Consider the following 17,309-nt stretch of genomic DNA (forward strand, 5'->3'; position numbering starts at 1 on the left):
CGTCACCCGAGCAGGCCCGGCCCTAGGCTAGGCTCCCGCCACGAATCCATCAGGGGAGCCCATGTCAGCACCCACGCGAGACACCGGTGAGGATGCACTCGAGGGACTCCCTCGGGCCGGCCCCAGGAAGTTCTCGACGACGCGCTGGAGTCTGGTCCTCGCCGCGGGCCAGGGCACCCCGTCCGAGGCGCACGAGGCCCTGTCCACGCTGTGCAGGCTCTACTGGTACCCGCTCTATGCCTTCACCCGGCGCCAGGGCCGCGGGCCCGAGGACGCGTGTGATCTCGTCCAGGGCTTCTTCACGCGGCTGCTGGAGAAGAACGATCTCGCCGGCGTGGATCGCCAGCGCGGCCGGTTCCGCACGTGGCTGCTCGCCTCGCTCAAGCACTACCTCATCAACGAGTGGGACAAGGAGCGAGCCCAGAAGCGCGGCGGCGGCCTGACGCCCCTGTCCATCGACGCCGAGACCGCCGAGGGCCTCTACCAGCACGAGCCCTCGCACGATCTGACGCCCGAGAAGCTCTACGAGCGCCGCTGGGCCCTGACGTTGCTGGAGCACGTGCTGTCCACGCTGGAGCAGGAGTGCGCCCGGCTCGGCAGGCAGCCGCTCTTCGAGAAGCTGCGCGGCACCCTGACGGGAGACGCGGGACAGCTCCGCTATACGGAGGTGGGCGAGGCCCTGGGCATGAGCGAGGGCGCGGTGAAGGTGGCGGCCCACCGGCTGCGTGGCCGGTATCGGGAGCTGCTCCGGGAGGAGATCGCCCAGACGGTCGAGCGCCCCGAGGACATCGAGGATGAGATCCGCCTGCTGCTGGTCTCCCTGGAATAGCACCGCGGCCCGAAGCACATGACGACCCCCGCGCCCACGCCCGTGTGCCCCCAGTGTGGCTCGAACCTGAGCGCGGCGGGCCTGTGCCCCCGCTGTCTGCTGCTCGGCGCGCTCGACGAGGAGCCCGAGCTCCACCCGGCTTCCGGCCTCCCCTCGCGCTTTGGTGACTACGAGCTGCTCGAGCTCCTGGGCCGGGGAGGCATGGGCCGGGTGTACCGCGCGCGGCACCTGCGCCTGGAGCGTGTGGTGGCCTTGAAGATGCTCGTGGGGGGCGGGCTGGCCAGCGAGGCCGAGCTGCACCGCTTCCGCGCCGAGACCGAGGCCGCGGCCCGGCTGGATCATCCGAACATCGTCCCCATCTACGAGGTGGGCGAGCACGATGGCTGCCCCTACTTCACGATGAAGTACGTGGAGGGAGGGAACCTCGCCGAGAACCTGGAGCGGTTCCGGGGCAATGGCCGGCGCGTGGCCGAGGTGCTCGCGGTGCTCGCGCGGGCGGTGCACCACGGACACCAGCGCGGCATCCTGCATCGCGATCTGAAGCCGGCGAACGTGCTCCTGGATGAGGGGGGACGGCCGCACGTGGCGGACTTCGGCGTGGCCCGGCACCTGGAGAAGGAGGCCGACCACACCCGCTCCGGCATCGTGGTGGGCACGCCGGGCTACATGTCACCGGAGCAGGCCGCTGGACGCTCCAGGAACCTGACCACCGCCACCGACGTCTACGGCCTGGGCGCCATCCTCTACGAGCTGCTCACGGGCCAGCCTCCCTTCACGGCGGACACGCCCACCCAGGTCCTCCGGCGGGTCCTCGAGACCGAGCCCACGCCGCCCCACCAGCTCGCGCCCGGCATCGATCGGGACCTGGAGACGCTGTGCCTCAAGTGCCTGGAGAAGGACCCGGCGCGGCGCTACGGCTCGGCGGAAGAGCTGGCCGAGGAGCTGGAGCGCCATCTCCGGGGCGAGCCCATCCTCGCCCGGCCCATGGGGAGGGCCGCGCGCGTGTGGCGGTGGTGCCGGCGGAACCCGGTCCCCGCGGGCCTGGTGGGAAGCATCGCCTGGCTGCTGCTCGTCATGGCGGGGGCAGCCCTCACCGTGGCGCGGGCACAGGTGGAAGATCGGCGCAGGGAGGAGCTGAGCACCAACATCTACGCCGCCCGCACGGTCGCGGGCACGGTGCTCTTCAGGCTCGAGGAGTACAGCGACGCCATCGAGCGGGCCGCCAGCTCGCCCGGGTTGCGCGAGCCGCTCCTGCGCCACGATCTTCCCGCCCTCCAGCGCTTCTGCCGGGAGATGTACGAGGCGCACGAGGATCCACGGCTCGGCCTGAAGTTCCCGGGTGGGGAGTCTCCGTTCGACAGTTGGTTCATCGTGGACGCCCAGGGGACGGTCCTGGCCCGCTGGCCCGAGCCATCCCGGGACTTCCTGGGCAAGAACTTCGCGTGGCGCGACTACTTCGAGGGCGCGAAACGCAACGCGCTCGCGCAACGGGCCCAGCCCTACATCTCACGCGCGTTCCTGTCGGAGGCGGATGATCGCCACCGCTTCGCCATCTCCATTCCGCTGCTCGGCGCGGAGGGAGAATGGCGGGGAGTGCTCGTGGGCATGGTGGGCACGGGCGCCACCCTGGGTTCCCTGCGTCTGAGCGATCCGGACGAGGCCCGCCACCGGACCGCTGTGCTCGTCGCGCCTCGGGACAGGAACCGGAGCGAGGCCGGGCAACCGGCGCCAGGGGGCTACATCATCCTGCTCCACGAGGCGCTCGGGCACGGAGAGTCACTCCCTCTGGATGGAGGCCTGGCCCGTGAGTTCGACGAGGTGCGGAGGTCCCTGGCCAGCGAGGAGGGCGAGCAACTCCGGATGCCCGAGCCCTGGCCCACCGTGACGCTCGCCGAGCACCGGGATCCACTCGCGACACGGGAGGGACCCTGGCTCGCGGCCTTCGCGCCAGTGGGCTACACGGGGTTCATCGTCATCGTGCAGACGCCCGCCGACGCGGCCTTCGAGATGGACAGAACGCTGGCCCGCCGCCTGGTGCTGTGGGGCGGCGTGCCCTTCCTGCTCGGAGAAGCGTTGCTCGGGCTGGTGTTGTGGTCGGCCTGGCGCGCGACGGTCCGGTGGCGCGAATCCCGGGAGACGTGAGGCCCAGAGGGCACTCAGCGGCCGGCGGCGTGGGACTCGACCTTCTGCCACACGCGGAAGACGTTGCCCGAGGCGATCTTCTCGATGTCCGCCTCGCTGTAGCCGCGCTCGAGCAGGACGCGGAAGAGGTTCGGGTACTGCGACACGTCCTTGAGCCCGGTGGGGAGCGTGGGGCCCACGCCATCGAAGTCGGAGCCGAGCCCCACGTGGTCGATGCCCACCAGCTTCACCACGTGGTCGATGTGGTCCGCCACGTCCTCCACTCGGGCGAGCGGGGCGGGATGCTCGCGCCAGTAGGTCTCCAGGAACGTCCGGATCTCGGGGGCGCCCGGAGACAGGCCGCGCGCCTTGCCAAAGGTCTCCACCGCATCGCGGACCTGCCGCTCGTAGTCGTTGAAGGCCTGGGTCAGGAAGGCGGAACCGAAGTTGATCATCACCACCCCACCCTTCGCGGCCAGGGCGCGGATGAGCTCGTCGCTGATGTTGCGCTCGAAGCCGGGCGTGAAGTGGCGGCACGAGGAGTGCGAGGCGATCACGGGCACCTGGCTCAACTCCACCGCCTGCCGGATGGCGTCATCCGAGAGGTGCGAGACATCCACCATGATGCCCACGCGGTTCATCTCGGCCACCACCTGCTTGCCGAAGGGGCTGAGGCCGTTCCAGGTGCGCTTGCCCGTGTTGAAGGAGGCATCGCTGATCTGGTTGTCCCGGGAGTGCGTGAGGGTGATGTAGCGCACGCCGCGCTGGTGGAAGTGCGTCACGTTCTGGAGCGAGTCCTCGATGGCCGAGCCGTTCTCGATGCCCAGCGCGAAGGACACCTTTCCCTCCTGGGTGTTGCGCCGGGCCTCCTCGACCGAGTGGGCCATGGCGAACTTCCCGGGCGACTGGCGGGCGATCTTCTCCACCATGTCGACCAGCGAGTCCGCGAGGGCCTTCGAGGCCCCGGGCTTCGTCTGGAGGTCAGCGGGGATGTAGATGGACATGAAGGCCACGTCGAACCCGCCCTCCACGGCGCGCGGATGGTCGAAGTCGCCCTCGGCGGTGCGCTGCGAGATGTCCTCGGTGGGCTCGCCATCCGGGCCCAGCTTCTCGTGGAGACGGTACGGCACGTCGATGTGGCCATCGGCGATGATGACGCGCTGGGCGAGCACGCGGCCGCGCTCGGCGGGGTCCATGGACGAGGGGCTCGCCGGAGTCTCCTGGCGGTTGGAGCCATGGGTGCAGGACGAGGCGGCGAGCAGGAATAGGCTGAGGAACGCGGTGGTCGGTCTCATGGGGCCACCCGATTAGCGCACTGGCAGGGGCGCGTCATCGGCATCAGGGTACAGACCCTCAAGGGCCGTGAATAAATCGGGGAGGGAAACGTCCTACCCACATGAAGCGGCAGTCAGGGAGAGACGACGTCATGACGCCTCGTTGGTTGGTTTGTTTGGTTCTCGGTCTTGCGGCTCCGGCCGTCCATGCGCAGACGGCCCCGGCCCCCGCTCCGGAGTTCGGGTACACCGAGGAACAGGATGTGGATCTGGAGCCCCTGGCTCCCTCCCCTCCTCCAGCGCTTCCCATGGAGAGGCCCACGCAGCGGCCCTTCCCCGATTCGGTGTGGACCTCCGGACACTGGTACTGGGATGGCGACGAGTGGCGCTTCAAGCCCGGCGCCTGGATCGCTCGGATGCCCGGCTACCAGTTCGTCAACGGTTACTGGCAACAGGATGGAAACGCCTGGCGCTGGATCTCCGGTGGCTGGGCGAGGCCCGGTACGACGGACGTGGAGATCCCCATCGACGTGAGCAGCGAGGAGGTCGCGACGACCCAGGCGCCTCCCCAGCTCCAGGCGGAGGCCCGGCCGCCGCCGCCCGCCCCGAATCTCACGTGGGCCCCCGGTTACTGGTACTGGTCCGGCACCCAGTACGTCTGGGTGGATGGAACCTGGGTCTCGCCTCCCCAGCCGGGCCTGGTCTTCGTCACGCCGAGATGGGCCCGTCGTGGCCACTCGTGGGTCTTCATCGACGGTGGCTGGGCTCCGCGCGGCTCGGTCCGGATCGTCGTTCCGGAGTACCGCCACGCGAGGGTCGCCGTGCGGTGGGGACACCCCAACTACTTCTTCCACACCTGGCGGCGCTACCCGGTGATGCGCGGTCACGAATGGAACCGGCCCTGGGGCTGGGGCCGTCGTCACGGGCCCCGCTACCACGATGCGAGCCCGTACCGTGACCGTGACCACCACCGGGGCGATCATCGCGGCGGCCGAGGCGGCGGTCACCGGGGTGGTGGGCATCACCGGTAGGGAAGTTCCAGGGGTGGTGACAGCCGTCACCGGTGATGACAGGAGTCACCACTCCCAGCCCGGACCCGCGACCGGCTCTCGCGTGCTCACCAGCCCCCAAACCCTTGAATCCCAAGGGGTTCCCACGATGGCGGCTCGACCCGCCACGATGGCACGAACCAAGCACTCCAATCGGGTATCGCAGTCACACCTCACTTCCCGATTGGGGTACCTCCATGGGTCTGGGTCGTTCGTCCAAGCTGGGTTTCGGTAGCTTCAAGCTCCCCACCACCTCCTCGCCGTCGAACTCGACGCGGAACATTCCCCCTCCGGCCAAGCGGCAGCGCACGTCATCACCCGATCCCACGCCCTCGGGTAGCAACAACCCTCCCGGTTCCTCCTCCTTCTCGCCCGGGACGGCGGCACCGGCGACGCCGCCGCGAGTCCAGGCGCGGATCGATGATCGGCAGAAGATTCATCTGGCCAGCCAGGACACCCCGGCGACGCGCCTCCAGCACAAGAACGACTACTTCTCGATGGACGGAGGCGATTTCGTCGCTTTCAAGAACGGGGGCAAGCGCACCGGCAACAACAAGGTGACGGATCCGCTCACCGGCAAGAACTACGCCTACGACAAGCAGACGCAGCAGTTCTACGAGTTCGACAAGACCCGGCCCGGAAACAAGGGCAACCCTATCGATCCCCAGAACAACGCCGCGCTCAAGCAGCAGCTGGACACCCATCAGTTGCTGGACCGCTCACGAGCTGATCGTAACAGCACGAACAACCCGCTGCTGCCCGGCGATGTGGGCCCCTACAAGAGGAATCTCCTGGTGGACCCGAACAATCCCAGGTCGGAATTGGTCCGGGTCAATGACGCCAAGGCTGATTTCAATTCCAACAGGGATCACGTCCCCTCGGGCGAGTCCCTCAAGAGGCGAAACGCCGGCGGGCCGGCCCAGCAGGTCTACGATCAGGGAGTGACCGTCGCCATTCCGGATGACCATCTCCACAAGTCGCACAGCCTCACCTATGGCACCCGTCAGAAGGCGGATGACATCGTGGGACAGAGCCCAACGCCGGGACAGACTCCTCCGACGATGAAGCGGGTCGATTACGACGCGGCGAATCCCTCGAGCGCGTTCCACCGCGACTCGACTCACCTGCTGGACAACACCTATCAGCGGGATCTCTTCAATCACGGCAAGGACAACACCGCGCTCCAGCAGCGGCTCGACATGAACAACACCGATAGCCGGCTCAACCTGATTGGAGCCTATCGCTACGCCGGCAATCTCAACACCAAGCTCAACGCGAACTACCCCAATGAGAACCGGGGATACAATCCCCAGGATGCGGCCCAGACCTCACGCATCCACGATACGACCCCCGGGGGCTCGAAGAATGGCCCCATCTACGACAAACATCAGTTCGCGTACACCCCCACCACCACCCCGGGACAGACCCAGGGCCAGGTGATCTCCAACTCCTTCCGGGACAGGCTCGTCAACGAGGGCTTCGCCCAAAACGTACCGGATATCAGCGGTTCCGGGACGAAGCGGCCCCTCGAGGAGTAACCTGGCTGGGGCGGCCTGAGCCTCAACACCACGCGGCCTGGGGAGCCCTCGCGCCGGGGCCAGCCTCCGCTAGAAGGAGAAGGAGTGAGGGCCCACTACGAGCAATAGACCGGGCCCACGCAGCTTACCGTGCACTCGGCCTCGCACCGCGCCAGCGCCTCGTTCTCATCCAGACCCGGGCAAAGGGATGCGGAGTTGTAGAGGTAGCGCTGACCAGTGGCCGGACACTCCAACTCGCAGACACTGTCGCAGTCCGGCCCCGCCAGGGCGGACTGGTTCGTTTCGGTCTGCTGCTGATTCGTCGGCTCCTGCTTCGCGGTCTCGGAGTCCTTGGAAACGGGCCCACAGGCCACCGTGGAAACCGAGAGGAGAGTGGCGAACAGCACAGGCATCATCTTCCGGATGGAGTTCATTGCGTCGCGACCTTTCTGCCAGCCATATGCTGGCGGCGCGGCAGATTACCCACCGCGCCAGATCCGACCAGAAACCATCCGTATGACGAGGGCGATCGAGAACGATCCGCACTGCGAGTCATGCATCAGAGAGACGCGGAGGCCTCGGCCAGCTTCTCCTGCGCCGCTTCCCACTGCGCGTAGAGCTGCTCCAGCTGCGACTTGCCCTCGCGGTGCGTGTCCATCAACGGCTTCGCCTTCGCGAAGTCGTTGTAGAGCACCGGATCCGCCAGCTGCGTCTCGCGCTCCTTCTGCGCCGCCTCCAGCTTGGAGATCGCCTCCTCCAGCTTCGCGATCTCCTTCTTGATGGGGCCCTCCACCGCGCTGCGCTTCTGCCGCGCCTCGGCCTCCATCCGCTTGCGGTCCTTCTCCGTCAGCCCCGCCGCCGGCCCCTTCTCCGCCACCTTCTCGCCCAGCCCCGCGGCCTCGGCCGCCAGCCGCTGCTGCTCCTGGTGGTACAGGTAGTCGTCCAGGTTGCCCGGGTGCGGCACCACCTTCCCGCCCACCACGTCCCAGACGTGCGTCGACAGCCCGTTCACGAAGCTCCGGTTGTGCGACACGAACACCAGCGTCCCCCCGTACCCCTTCAGCGCCTCGATCAGCATCTCCGTCGAGTCCAGGTCCAGGTGGTTCGTCGGCTCGTCCATCAGCAGCAGGTTCGAGGGCACCAGCAGCAGCTTCGCCAGCGCCACGCGCGCCCGCTCGCCACCGCTCAGCACGCCCACCGGCTTGTCCACGTCGTCTCCCGAGAACATGAACGCGCCGAGCACCCCGCGCACGAAGCTCTCCGGCTTGTCCGCCGCCAGCGGCCTCACCTCTTCGATGATGCTGTTCTGCTTGTTCAGCTTGTCGCCGTGGTGCTGCGCGTAATACCCCATCACCACGTTGTGCCCGAGCTTCACCGTGCCCCCATCCGGCACCAGCTCGCCCGCGATGATCTTCAGCAGCGTCGTCTTGCCCGCGCCGTTCGCGCCCACCACGGCGATGCGCTGCCCGCGCTCCACCCGGGCGTCCAGCCCCGAGTACACCACCGCCTCCCCGTAGCGCTTCTGGATACCCTCCAGCGTCACCACGTCACGCCCCGAGCGCTCCACCTCCGGGAAGCGGAAGCGCATGGTGGCCCGCTCCTCAAGCACCTGCACGTCTTCCATCTTCTCCAGCATCTTCGCGCGGCTCTGTGCTTGCCGGGCCTTCGTCGCCTTCGCACCGAAGCGATCGATGAAGGCCTGCAGCTCCGCCTTGCGCGCCTCGACGCGCTCGGACTGCGCCTTGAGCTGCTCCATCTCCTCGGCGCGCTGCCGCTTGTACGTGTCGTAGTTGCCCACGTACGAGCGCAGCCCCTCCATCTCCAGCGAGAGGATGCGGTCCACCTGCCGGTTGAGGAAGTCGCGGTCGTGCGAGATGAGCACCACCGCCTTGTTCGAGCGCTTCAGGAAACCGTCGAACCACGCCAGCGTCGGCACGTCCAGGTGGTTGGTGGGCTCGTCCATCAGCAGCAGGTCCGGGTCCTGGAGCAGCAGGCCCGCCAGCGCCGCGCGCATGCGCCAACCACCGCTCAGCGCCCCCGTGGGCTTGGCCAGGTCCGCCTCGCGGAAGCCCAGGCCCTTGAGGATGCGCTCGGCGTGATGTCGGCCGTAGTGCTCCTCGAAGTGGTCCAGCTCCGTGTGCAGGTCCGCCAGCGTCTGGGCCAGCTCGAGCTGCTCCTCCTCGTTGGCCGCCTTGCCGAGCGCCTCCTCGGTCTCCCTCAGGCGCGCCTCCAGGGCGTCACGGCCCGGCACCGTGCTCATCACCGCGTCCACCACCGAGCCCTCGGGCAGGCCCGCCAGCTCCTGGGGCAGGTAGCCGATCCGCGCCTTGCGCCGGTAGGTGAGTGTCCCCGAGTCCGGGTTCTGGACCCCGGCGAGGATCTTCATCAGCGAGCTCTTCCCCGTTCCGTTGGCCCCGACCAGGCCGATGCGGTCCTTGGGGCTGAGGGCGAAGCTTTCGTTGTCGAAGAGAACCTTCTTCCCGTAGGAGAGGCAGATGTCCTGGGCGATGACGAGGCTCATGGCGGGTTCGGGGGTGTAACAGCCCAGGCGCCTTCCGGGAACGGCCGATGTGCCCGCCCGCTCCCTCCCCCACCCCAAACCCGGGGCGGCCCCCCGTCAGGACCCCTGCCCGGCGATACCCGGGTCTGTCTATACTCGGCCCCCTGATGGCCTCTCCCTGTCCGCACTGCGGTAGCACCGACGGCTCCGACCACCTGTGTAGCGCCTCCCAGATGGCCCTCATTGGCCAGGTGCTCGATGGCCGCTACAAGATTGAAGACGTGCTCGGCCAGGGAGGCATGGGCATGGTCTTCAGTGCCACCCAGACGTCCGTCCAGCGCCCGGTGGCCGTCAAGACGCTCAACCCCTCGCTGGCGGCCGCGCCCCAGTTCTTCGAGCGCTTCCGGCGCGAGGCGGAGATCGCCAGCCGCCTGCGCCACCCCAACGTCATCACCATCTACGACTTCGGTCGCGCCCCGGACGGCACCTGCTACTACGTCATGGAGCTGCTCGAGGGCGAGAGCCTGCGCGAGCTCGTCAAGCGCGACGGCCCCATGACCCTGCGCCGCGCCGTGGACGTCATCGAGCAGGCCTGCCGCGGCCTCGCCCACGCCCACGAGCAGGGCGCCGTCCACCGCGACATCAAGCCGCACAACATCATGGTGCAGCAGCTCGACCGGCGGGACTTCGTCAAGGTGCTGGACTTCGGCCTGGTGAAGGCGCTCGAGGCGGAGGACGAGCATCAGCTCACCTCCACCGGCCAGGTGCTCGGCACGCCCCAGTACATGCCTCCCGAGCAGGCCGGCGGCGAGCACGTGGATCACCGCTCCGACCTCTACTCGATGGGCGGCGTCCTCTACTACTGCCTCACGGGCACCTCGCCGTATGGGGCCAACACGGTGCGCAAGGCGCTCACCGCCGCCCTGACGCAGTCTGCGCCCACCGTGGCCTCCAAGCGCCAGGGCGCTCCCGTGCCCCAGGCCCTGGAGGAGTTCTTCGCGAAGGCGCTTTCCCGCGAGAAGGAGGACCGCTTCCAGAACGCCCAGGAGTTCATCGACGCCATGCTGGACGCGGTGGCGGACCTGTCTCCCGCGGAGCTCGACGCGCTCCCCACCAACTCCGTCCCCGAGGCGGGCAGCAGCAGCAAGAGCAGCAGGGCCGGCAGCAGCAGCAAGCCGGGTCAGCGCAGTGTGTCGAAGCCGGGCCGCTCGTCCCCGAGCCAGTCGCGTTCCCGTCCCGGCGCTCCGGCGGCTCGTGCGGGGTCGCAGCCCTCCGCGGCCCGTGCCGCTCCGTCGGCGGCCCGCGGCTCCCAGCCCTCCAGCGCCGCCCCCGCCCGGGCAGGCAGTGGCTCCGCCTCGGCCGCCCGTCCGCGCCCTCCGCGTCCCGAGGCCGCCGCTCCCGCTCCGGCTCCGGCGCCCCACTCCAACCACTCGGTCACGGAAGATGTGCCGCGTGGCTCCATGGGCAGGAAGATCGCGTTCGTGGCGCTGCCGCTGCTGCTCATCGCCACGGGAGCCGCGGTCGTGGTGCTGCGTCCCGCCACTCCGGCCGAGCCTCCTCCGGATCGAGTCGCCGAGATGAAGCCGGCGCCAAAGCCCGCAGCGCCCGCCGTGGACACCATGATCCTGGTGCGCATCAGCTCCACACCCGAAGGCGCCACCGTCTTCGCGGGGGATGTGCAGATCGGCACCGCCCCGCTGGAGCGCCGGCTGCGCCGGGACGAGGTGCACGAGCTGACCTTCCAGCTCGCGGGGCACCAGGACATGAAGCGCAAGCTGGACTTCAATGGCGTGGTGGCGGACGCGGAGACCGTGAGCGCCACGCTGGAGCCCGTGAAGGCCGAGCCGGTGGCGGAGCCCTCCCGTCCTTCACGCCCCACGAAGCAGAGCCGGGACAACAAGGACGACTCCGTCCCCATCTTCGAGTAGCCCGGGGGTTCCCGGGCAGCTCGCCGCTATTCGAGGAACCGCCCGCGCACGCGGAAGTTGAGCAGCGGGCCACGCGTGAAGCGTGAGTAGAACACCGCGACGCCGCCCCTCCCGTCCGAGGCGAGGGCGGGTGTGAGTTCCTCGTCGAGCGGCTCGGTGGCGATGGGCTCGCCCTCCGGATCCAGCACCGTCCCGTCCGTGAGCACCCGGGCGCCGAAGATGTCCTGGCGGCGCTCGTGGTCGTCCTCCCAGGCCACCCGGTAGCGCAGGCCGTCGAAGGTGACCGTGGGCAGGAGCTGGTTCCCCGGTGCCGTCGAGATGGGGAAGCCATCCGGGTCGAGCACCGTGGCGTCCGCCGTCACTCGCGAGCCGAAGAGGTCCACTTCCACGGAGGTGCTGTCGGTCCAGACCACCAGCGCCTGCGTCCCGGACGAAGCGATGGCCGGAGAGAACTCGAAGCCACTCCGCTCCACGACGAGGAAACCCTCCGGATCCACCACGATGCCCTCGAGCGTCACCCGCGTGCCGAGGATGCGGTTGATGAAGAAGGGAAACGTGGTGAAGGAGTCCCGGTAGACGACGAGGAAGCGCCCTCCGACGAAGGCCACGGCGGGCGTCGTCTGCTCCCCTGGCCCGAAGGGCGAGAGGAGGAAGCCGCCCGGGTCGAGCACGGTGCCGTCCCTCGCCACGCGCGCGCCGCGGATGTGCTGGGGACTGAAGGGAGGAGAACCCGGCTCACTGCCCGGCCAGACCGCGAGGTAGCGGCCTCCTCCGAACGCCACCGCCAGGCGCGGCTCGAGTCCGGTCGAGGTCCCAAGCTCGAGGGCGGTGGCGTCGCGCAACGTCCCCGAGCCCCCTACCCGCGCCGCGCGGATGAGGGTCTCTCCCTCGGCCTCGCCCGGCTCCCGCCAGACAACGAGGAAGTCACGCCCATCCGAGGCCACCACCGGGCCCGCGGCGCCAGGAGCGCTCGGCAGACGCAGGCCGTTCTTGTCGAGCACGGTGCCGTCCGGCCGCACGCGCGTCACGCGGATGTGGGGCCCCTCGTCGTCGCGGAAGTCCTGCCAGGCCACCAGGTAGTTGCCGCCGCCGAAGGCCGCCGCGGGCAACCGCTGTGCGGGTGTCCCGCGCAGCACGCGGAGCGCGGGAGAGTCGAGCGTGTCCCCGTCGTCGTCCACGCGCACGGCCAGCACCGTCTTCGCTCCCGGGCGCGCCGCGTCCTGGGCCGCCGCGAAGGTGACGAGGAAGCGTCCTCCCCCGAAGGCCACCGCGGGCGTGTCCTGGGCGAAGAAGGCCGTGGAGACGGCGAAGCCAGACGGGTCGAGCACGTCGTCTCCTTCCACCCTCGCCCCACGGATGCGTGGACGGCCGGTGCGCAGATCCGTCCAGACGACGAGCGTGGTCCCTCCCCCCGAGGCGATGCGAACCTGGGTCTGCTCCGTGGGCGCGGTGGAAATGGGGAAGCCGTCCGGGTCCACCACGGTGCCCTCCCGCGTCACACGTGCGCCGAAGATGTCGCGCTCGCCGGCACGGCTGTCCTCCCACACCACGAGGAACCGGCTGCCCGTCCACGCCACGTCTGGCGCCGTCTGTGCTCCGGGCGCGGTGGAGATGGGAAAGCCGTCCGGATCCACCACGGAGCCCTCCCGCGTCACGCGCGCGCCGAAGATGTCGTCCTCGCCGCCGCCGGAACGCTGGTCCTGCCAGACGACAAGGAACTCGCGGCCGGACCACGCCACCGCCTGGTTGCGGGGAAGGCTGTCCCGGCCGCCGATGCGGAAGGCGTCCCCCACCACCGCGCCGTCCCGCAGCAGCACACCGCCCAGCACCTCGTCCTCTCCGGGGGGAGGCTCGTCCTCCTCGGAGAACTCCTTGCGCACCACCAGGCACGTCCCGCGGCCGTCGCACGCGATGTCCGGGGTGACGCCCACACCGCTGAGGATGGGCGGCAAGGGGATGCCCGCGGGGTCGAGCGAACGGCCATCCCGCGTCACTCGCGTGGCGAAGAGCTCCCGGCTGTCCTCCCGGCCCTGCCAGAGCACGATGAAGCGCGTGCCGTCGAAGGCCACCGCGGGTGAGCCGCCCTGGATGAGCACACGGCTCTCCGGAAGGAGCTCCGCGATGATGAAGCCGAGCGGGTCGAGCAGCGTGCCGTCCTTGCGCACCCGCGCGCCGAAGAGATTGGGGACCTCCCGGCGCGCATCGGACCAGACCACGAGGTACTGCTCCCCATCGAAGGCCACCGCGGGCCCGGCGGGGAGGCGCTCCTGAGCGAGCGTCTCCAGCGTCCGCAGCACGGCCGGGTTCACCGGGAACCCGGCGGACACGGCTCCCGCTCCCGAGGACAGCGTGGCCCCTGTCTCCGCGAGCGCCCCCTCCGCGGCCTCCTCCGGCACCGGCTCACAGGCGAGCAGCAGTGCCCCCCAGACGGCTCCCAGCCCGCACAGCCATCGCGCGAGCCGCCTCCCGCCCCACATTCCCATGGCCCCTCCCATCCAGGTGGCGGCAAGCTGGAGACGCGGCTCCGAGGAAACATCGGCCCGGAGGGTCCCCTCCGCTCCCGTTCCACGGTAGGTGGGAATGCCACTTTCCGGGCCCCATGTGCCCCCGGTATCGCGGCAGGATCCGGATCAGGTTAAAGATGCGCCCCGCGCCGGTGCGACACCCCGCCGGGCTCCGTTTCGAGGACTACAACACCATGGCTGAAGTCACCCTGGATCTGCGCGGCACGCCCAAGGCCGAGGCCTACGCCGAGCTCAAGACGCACATCGAGGCCGTCCTGGAGGGCATCAACGACGACGTGGCCGCCATGGCCACCATGAGCTGCTTGATCCACAACGCCTTCGGCCACCTGTGGACCGGCTTCTACCGCGTCGTGGAGCCCGGCAAGCTGCTGCGCGTCGGCCCCTACCAGGGAACCCTCGGGTGCCTGGAGATCCGCTTCGGCAAGGGCGTCTGCGGTACCTCCGCCGCCAAGGGCGAGACCGTCGTCGTCGCCGATGTGCACGCCTTCCCCGGTCACATCACGTGTGACGGGCGCTCGGCCTCGGAGATCGTCGTTCCTGTTTTCGGGCCCAACCGCGAGTTGATTGCCGTGCTCGACATCGACTCCGAGCACAAGGCCACTTTTGATGACGTGGACCGCCGTGCGCTCGAGGAGCTGATGGGCTGGTTCTCGCGCCGGAAGTAGGGGCGCGCGGTCTGGGGCGAGGGGGTGAACCCGGGGTCCGGGCACCCTCACCCCGTCCCTCTCCCGAGGGGAGAGGGGAAATGGGGGCGAGTGGCCAGCAGGTTTATCGCTTGGACATCCGGTCCAGGATCGTCTGCTCCAACACCCGCACCACCTCGGACAGCGGCATGATCGTCGAGTCGAGCCGCACCGCGTCCTCCGCCGGCTTCAACGGCGCCACCGCTCGCGACGCGTCGTCCTGGTCCCGCTTGATCTGATCCGCCAGCACATCCTCCAGCGAGCGCTCCACGCCCTTCTGGAAGAGCTCCTCGAAACGGCGCCGCGCCCGGGTGCTCGGATCCGCTTCCAGGAAGAACTTCGCGTCCGCGTCCGGGAACACCACCGTCCCGATGTCACGTCCCTCCAGGATCGCTCCCTTCGGGGCCTGCAACGCCAGGCGCCGCTGCAACGACAGCAGCCCCGCGCGCACCACCGGACGGCTCGACACCTGCGAGGCCGCCATCGAGTTCTCCGGCGTCCGGATCTCCCCCGACACGTCCTCTCCATCCAGGAACACGTGGTTGTCCTCCCCCACCACCTGGAAGGAGATGTGCACCCGGCTCAGCAACTCGCCCAGCTTCTCGTCGTCGTCGAAGGCGAGCCCCTCGCGCCGCGCCTTCAGCGCCACGCTGCGGTAGATGGCTCCCGTGTCCACCAGCGCGAAGCCCAACCGCCGCGCCAGCACCTTCGACACCGTCGACTTGCCCGCTCCCGCCGGGCCGTCGATCGCCACGATGAAGGGGCGCGCGCTCATGAAGCGAGCACCTCCCGCAGCGCCGTCACGCAGCGCGCGTTCTCCTCGCGCGTCCCCACCGAGATGCGCAGCGACGTGGGGTACCCGTTGCCCGCCATGGGCCGCACGATGACACCCTTGCGCAGCAGCTTCTCGTACAGCTCCACCGCCGGCCGCCCGAAGTCCGCCAGCACGAAGTTCGCGTGGCTCTCCGCCAGCTTCGCCCCCAGCTTGGGCAGCTCCGTCTGGTAGTAGCGCAGCCCCTCGCTGTTGAGCTCGCGCGTGCGCCGCACGTGCTCCCCATCCTCCAGCGCCGCCAGCCCGCCCATCTGCGCCGGAATCGTCAGGTTGAAGGGCATCCGCGTGCGCTGCAGGTACGCCACCAGCCGCGCGTCCATCACCCCGTACCCCAGCCGCAGCCCCGCCAGCCCGTAGATCTTGCTGAACGTGCGCAGCGCCACCACGTTCGGGTGCTTGCGGAAGTACTCCACCGCGCTGAAGTACTCCGGCCAGTCCACGAACTCGAAGTAGGCCTCGTCGTGGACCACCAGCACGTGCTCCGGCACCTTCGCCAGGAAGGACTCCCACTCCTTCCGGCCGAACGTCGTCCCCGTGGGGTTGTCCGGGTTGGCGATGAAGATCATCCGCGTGCGCGGGTTGATCGCCTTCGCCATCGCCTCCAGGTCATACCGGTGCCCCTCGCGCATGGGCACTTCCGCGAAGGGCCGGCCATGCGCCTGCACCGAAATGCGGTACGCCGGGAACGAGCCCTTGCACAGCAACACCTCGTCCTCGGGCGTGGTGAAGGTGCGGATGAGCAGCTCGATGATCTCGTTCGAGCCACACCCCAGCACCACCTCTTCCGGCTTCACACCCAGGTGCTCGGCCAGCCGGCGCACCAGCGAGTAGCTGCTCGCGTCCGGGTACAGATGCACCTTCTGCGACGCCACCCGCATGGCCTCGATGGCCTTGGGCGAGGGCCCCAGCGGGTTCTCGTTGGACGCCAGCTTGATGACGCCCGTGAGCCCGTACTCGCGCTCCGTCTCCTCGATGGGCTTGCCCGGGACGTAGGGCTTGAGGGTCTCGATGTACGGCGGAACGAGCGGTCTCATGGGCTTCTGGATTCCTCGTGGGTACGGCTAGCGCCCGCCGGAGAACACGCCGAGCGCGCGGAATTTCCGATAACGGTCCTGGACCAGCTCATCGCCCGACAGCTGCGTCAGCTCGGCCAGGTTCTTGCGGAGCACCTTGGCCAGGTTGTCCGCGGCCTTGGCGTAGTCGCGGTGCGCGCCGCCGGCCGGCTCGGGGACGACCTCGTCGATGATGTTCATCTCCTTGAGGTCCTTGGCCGTTGGCTTCATCGCGTCCGCCGCCTTGGACGCCTTGGTGGCGTCACGGAAGAGGATGGAGGCGCAACCCTCGGGGGTGATCACCGAGTAGACGCTGTTCTCCAGCATCAGCACGCGGTTGCCCACGCCGATGGCCAGCGCGCCGCCGGAGCCGCCCTCGCCGATGACCGTGGCGATGATGGGCACCTTCAGCCGGCTCATCACCTCCAGGTTCACCGCGATGGCCTCGGCCTGGCCGCGCTCCTCCGCGCCGATGCCCGGGTAGGCGCCCGGCGTGTCCACGAAGGTGAGGATGGGCTTGTCGAAGCGCTCGGCCATCTCCATCAGCCGCAGCGCCTTGCGGTAGCCCTCGGGGCGCGGCATGCCGAAGTTGCGCGCCATGTTCTCCTTCGTGTTGCGCCCCTTCTGGTGGCCGATCAGCATCACCGTCCGGCCCTCGAAGCGCGCGAAGCCGCCCACGATGGACGGGTCCTCCCCGAAGCGGCGATCCCCCGCCAGCTCGGTGAAGTCCGTGAAGAGGTGCTGCACGTAGTCGAGGAAGTACGGACGCGAGCTGTGGCGCGACAGTTGCACCACCTGCCAGCGCGAGAGATCACTGAAGATCTCCGTCTGCAGCTTCTTGGCCTTCTTCTCCAGCTTGGAGATTTCCGAGGTGAAATCCACCGAGCCGCTCGCCGAGAGGGCCTTGAGCTCGTCAATCTTCTTCTCCAGCTCGATGAGCGGGCGCTCGAAATCGAGTGGATAGTTGATGCCGTTCGCCATGGCGCCGGACCCCTATCA

General features: G+C 69.1%; 13 protein-coding genes. 6 read left to right on the top strand and 7 right to left on the bottom strand.

Annotation, left to right across the window (positions count from 1 at the left end; all coding sequences use genetic code 11):
* The first annotated feature begins 61 nt into the window (after nt 1-61).
* Nucleotides 62-829, top strand: coding sequence for an RNA polymerase sigma factor (locus BO221_RS22035; protein ID WP_083681264.1), 768 nt, complete (start codon nt 62-64; stop codon nt 827-829).
* A gap of 18 nt (nt 830-847) precedes the next feature.
* A complete protein-coding gene (locus BO221_RS22040; RefSeq protein ID WP_073562464.1) occupies nt 848-2,971 on the top strand; it encodes a serine/threonine protein kinase in 2,124 nt (707 codons plus the stop codon).
* Between the two features lie 14 nt (nt 2,972-2,985).
* On the opposite strand, the gene BO221_RS22045 is transcribed toward BO221_RS22040, so the two are convergent.
* Entirely contained in the window at nt 2,986-4,245 is a 1,260-nt protein-coding gene (locus BO221_RS22045) for a dipeptidase (protein ID WP_073562465.1), read from the bottom strand.
* 155 nt (nt 4,246-4,400) lie between these two features.
* Here BO221_RS22045 and BO221_RS22050 point away from each other — a divergent pair, with 155 nt between their 5' ends.
* Together BO221_RS22050 and BO221_RS22055 are read left to right on the top strand one after the other, a co-directional pair.
* Nucleotides 4,401-5,255 (top strand): hypothetical protein, encoded by an 855-nt coding sequence (locus BO221_RS22050; RefSeq protein ID WP_233166205.1) that lies wholly within the window; start codon nt 4,401-4,403, stop codon nt 5,253-5,255.
* 215 nt (nt 5,256-5,470) lie between these two features.
* Nucleotides 5,471-6,811, top strand: a complete 1,341-nt coding sequence (locus tag BO221_RS22055) for a hypothetical protein (RefSeq protein WP_143195609.1) — start codon at nt 5,471-5,473, stop codon at nt 6,809-6,811.
* Between the two features lie 95 nt (nt 6,812-6,906).
* Here the strand turns inward: BO221_RS22055 and BO221_RS22060 are convergent, their stop codons facing one another.
* Entirely contained in the window at nt 6,907-7,224 is a 318-nt protein-coding gene (locus BO221_RS22060) for a hypothetical protein (protein ID WP_073562467.1), read from the bottom strand.
* A gap of 125 nt (nt 7,225-7,349) precedes the next feature.
* Nucleotides 7,350-9,311 (bottom strand): ABC-F family ATP-binding cassette domain-containing protein, encoded by a 1,962-nt coding sequence (locus BO221_RS22065; RefSeq protein ID WP_073562468.1) that lies wholly within the window; start codon nt 9,309-9,311, stop codon nt 7,350-7,352.
* A gap of 212 nt (nt 9,312-9,523) precedes the next feature.
* Here BO221_RS22065 and BO221_RS22070 point away from each other — a divergent pair, with 212 nt between their 5' ends.
* The gene (locus BO221_RS22070; RefSeq protein WP_233166206.1) at nt 9,524-11,218 is read left to right on the top strand and encodes a serine/threonine-protein kinase; all 1,695 of its coding nucleotides are present in this window, start codon (nt 9,524-9,526) and stop codon (nt 11,216-11,218) included.
* 26 nt (nt 11,219-11,244) lie between these two features.
* On the opposite strand, the gene BO221_RS22075 is transcribed toward BO221_RS22070, so the two are convergent.
* Nucleotides 11,245-13,701, bottom strand: coding sequence for a hypothetical protein (locus BO221_RS22075; RefSeq protein ID WP_073562470.1), 2,457 nt, complete (start codon nt 13,699-13,701; stop codon nt 11,245-11,247).
* Between the two features lie 215 nt (nt 13,702-13,916).
* On the opposite strand from BO221_RS22075, the gene BO221_RS22080 reads away from it, so the two are divergent.
* Complete coding sequence (locus BO221_RS22080) at nt 13,917-14,408, top strand: GAF domain-containing protein (protein WP_073562819.1); 492 nt, start codon at nt 13,917-13,919, stop codon at nt 14,406-14,408.
* Nucleotides 14,409-14,511: 103 nt separating this feature from the next.
* On the opposite strand, the gene cmk is transcribed toward BO221_RS22080, so the two are convergent.
* Genes cmk through BO221_RS22095 form a run of 3 tightly spaced genes read right to left on the bottom strand, consistent with a single transcriptional unit; the run spans nt 14,512 to nt 17,291 of the window.
* Nucleotides 14,512-15,201, bottom strand: coding sequence for a (d)CMP kinase (cmk, locus tag BO221_RS22085; protein ID WP_073562471.1), 690 nt, complete (start codon nt 15,199-15,201; stop codon nt 14,512-14,514).
* A complete protein-coding gene (gene hisC, locus BO221_RS22090) occupies nt 15,198-16,292 on the bottom strand; it encodes a histidinol-phosphate transaminase (RefSeq protein WP_073562472.1) in 1,095 nt (364 codons plus the stop codon). The genes cmk and hisC overlap by 4 nt, the downstream gene beginning before the upstream one ends.
* A gap of 27 nt (nt 16,293-16,319) precedes the next feature.
* Entirely contained in the window at nt 16,320-17,291 is a 972-nt protein-coding gene (locus BO221_RS22095) for an acetyl-CoA carboxylase carboxyltransferase subunit alpha (protein ID WP_073562473.1), read from the bottom strand.
* Nucleotides 17,292-17,309 lie beyond the last annotated feature (18 nt).

This window comes from Archangium sp. Cb G35, from assembly GCF_001896145.1.
Classification (GTDB): domain Bacteria; phylum Myxococcota; class Myxococcia; order Myxococcales; family Myxococcaceae; genus Archangium; species Archangium violaceum.

What these genes read in the sequence shown, in the direction of transcription:
- BO221_RS22055 (WP_143195609.1), top strand. Translation starts at nt 5,471, where the DNA reads ATGGGTCTGGGTCGTTCGTCCAAGCTGGGTTTCGGTAGCTTCAAGCTC.
- cmk (WP_073562471.1), bottom strand. Translation starts at nt 15,201, where the DNA reads ATGAGCGCGCGCCCCTTCATCGTGGCGATCGACGGCCCGGCGGGAGCG.
- BO221_RS22040 (WP_073562464.1), top strand. Translation starts at nt 848, where the DNA reads ATGACGACCCCCGCGCCCACGCCCGTGTGCCCCCAGTGTGGCTCGAAC.
- BO221_RS22035 (WP_083681264.1), top strand. Translation starts at nt 62, where the DNA reads ATGTCAGCACCCACGCGAGACACCGGTGAGGATGCACTCGAGGGACTC.
- hisC (WP_073562472.1), bottom strand. Translation starts at nt 16,292, where the DNA reads ATGAGACCGCTCGTTCCGCCGTACATCGAGACCCTCAAGCCCTACGTC.
- BO221_RS22075 (WP_073562470.1), bottom strand. Translation starts at nt 13,701, where the DNA reads ATGGGAATGTGGGGCGGGAGGCGGCTCGCGCGATGGCTGTGCGGGCTG.
- BO221_RS22070 (WP_233166206.1), top strand. Translation starts at nt 9,524, where the DNA reads ATGGCCCTCATTGGCCAGGTGCTCGATGGCCGCTACAAGATTGAAGAC.
- BO221_RS22060 (WP_073562467.1), bottom strand. Translation starts at nt 7,224, where the DNA reads ATGAACTCCATCCGGAAGATGATGCCTGTGCTGTTCGCCACTCTCCTC.
- BO221_RS22065 (WP_073562468.1), bottom strand. Translation starts at nt 9,311, where the DNA reads ATGAGCCTCGTCATCGCCCAGGACATCTGCCTCTCCTACGGGAAGAAG.
- BO221_RS22045 (WP_073562465.1), bottom strand. Translation starts at nt 4,245, where the DNA reads ATGAGACCGACCACCGCGTTCCTCAGCCTATTCCTGCTCGCCGCCTCG.
- BO221_RS22095 (WP_073562473.1), bottom strand. Translation starts at nt 17,291, where the DNA reads ATGGCGAACGGCATCAACTATCCACTCGATTTCGAGCGCCCGCTCATC.
- BO221_RS22080 (WP_073562819.1), top strand. Translation starts at nt 13,917, where the DNA reads ATGGCTGAAGTCACCCTGGATCTGCGCGGCACGCCCAAGGCCGAGGCC.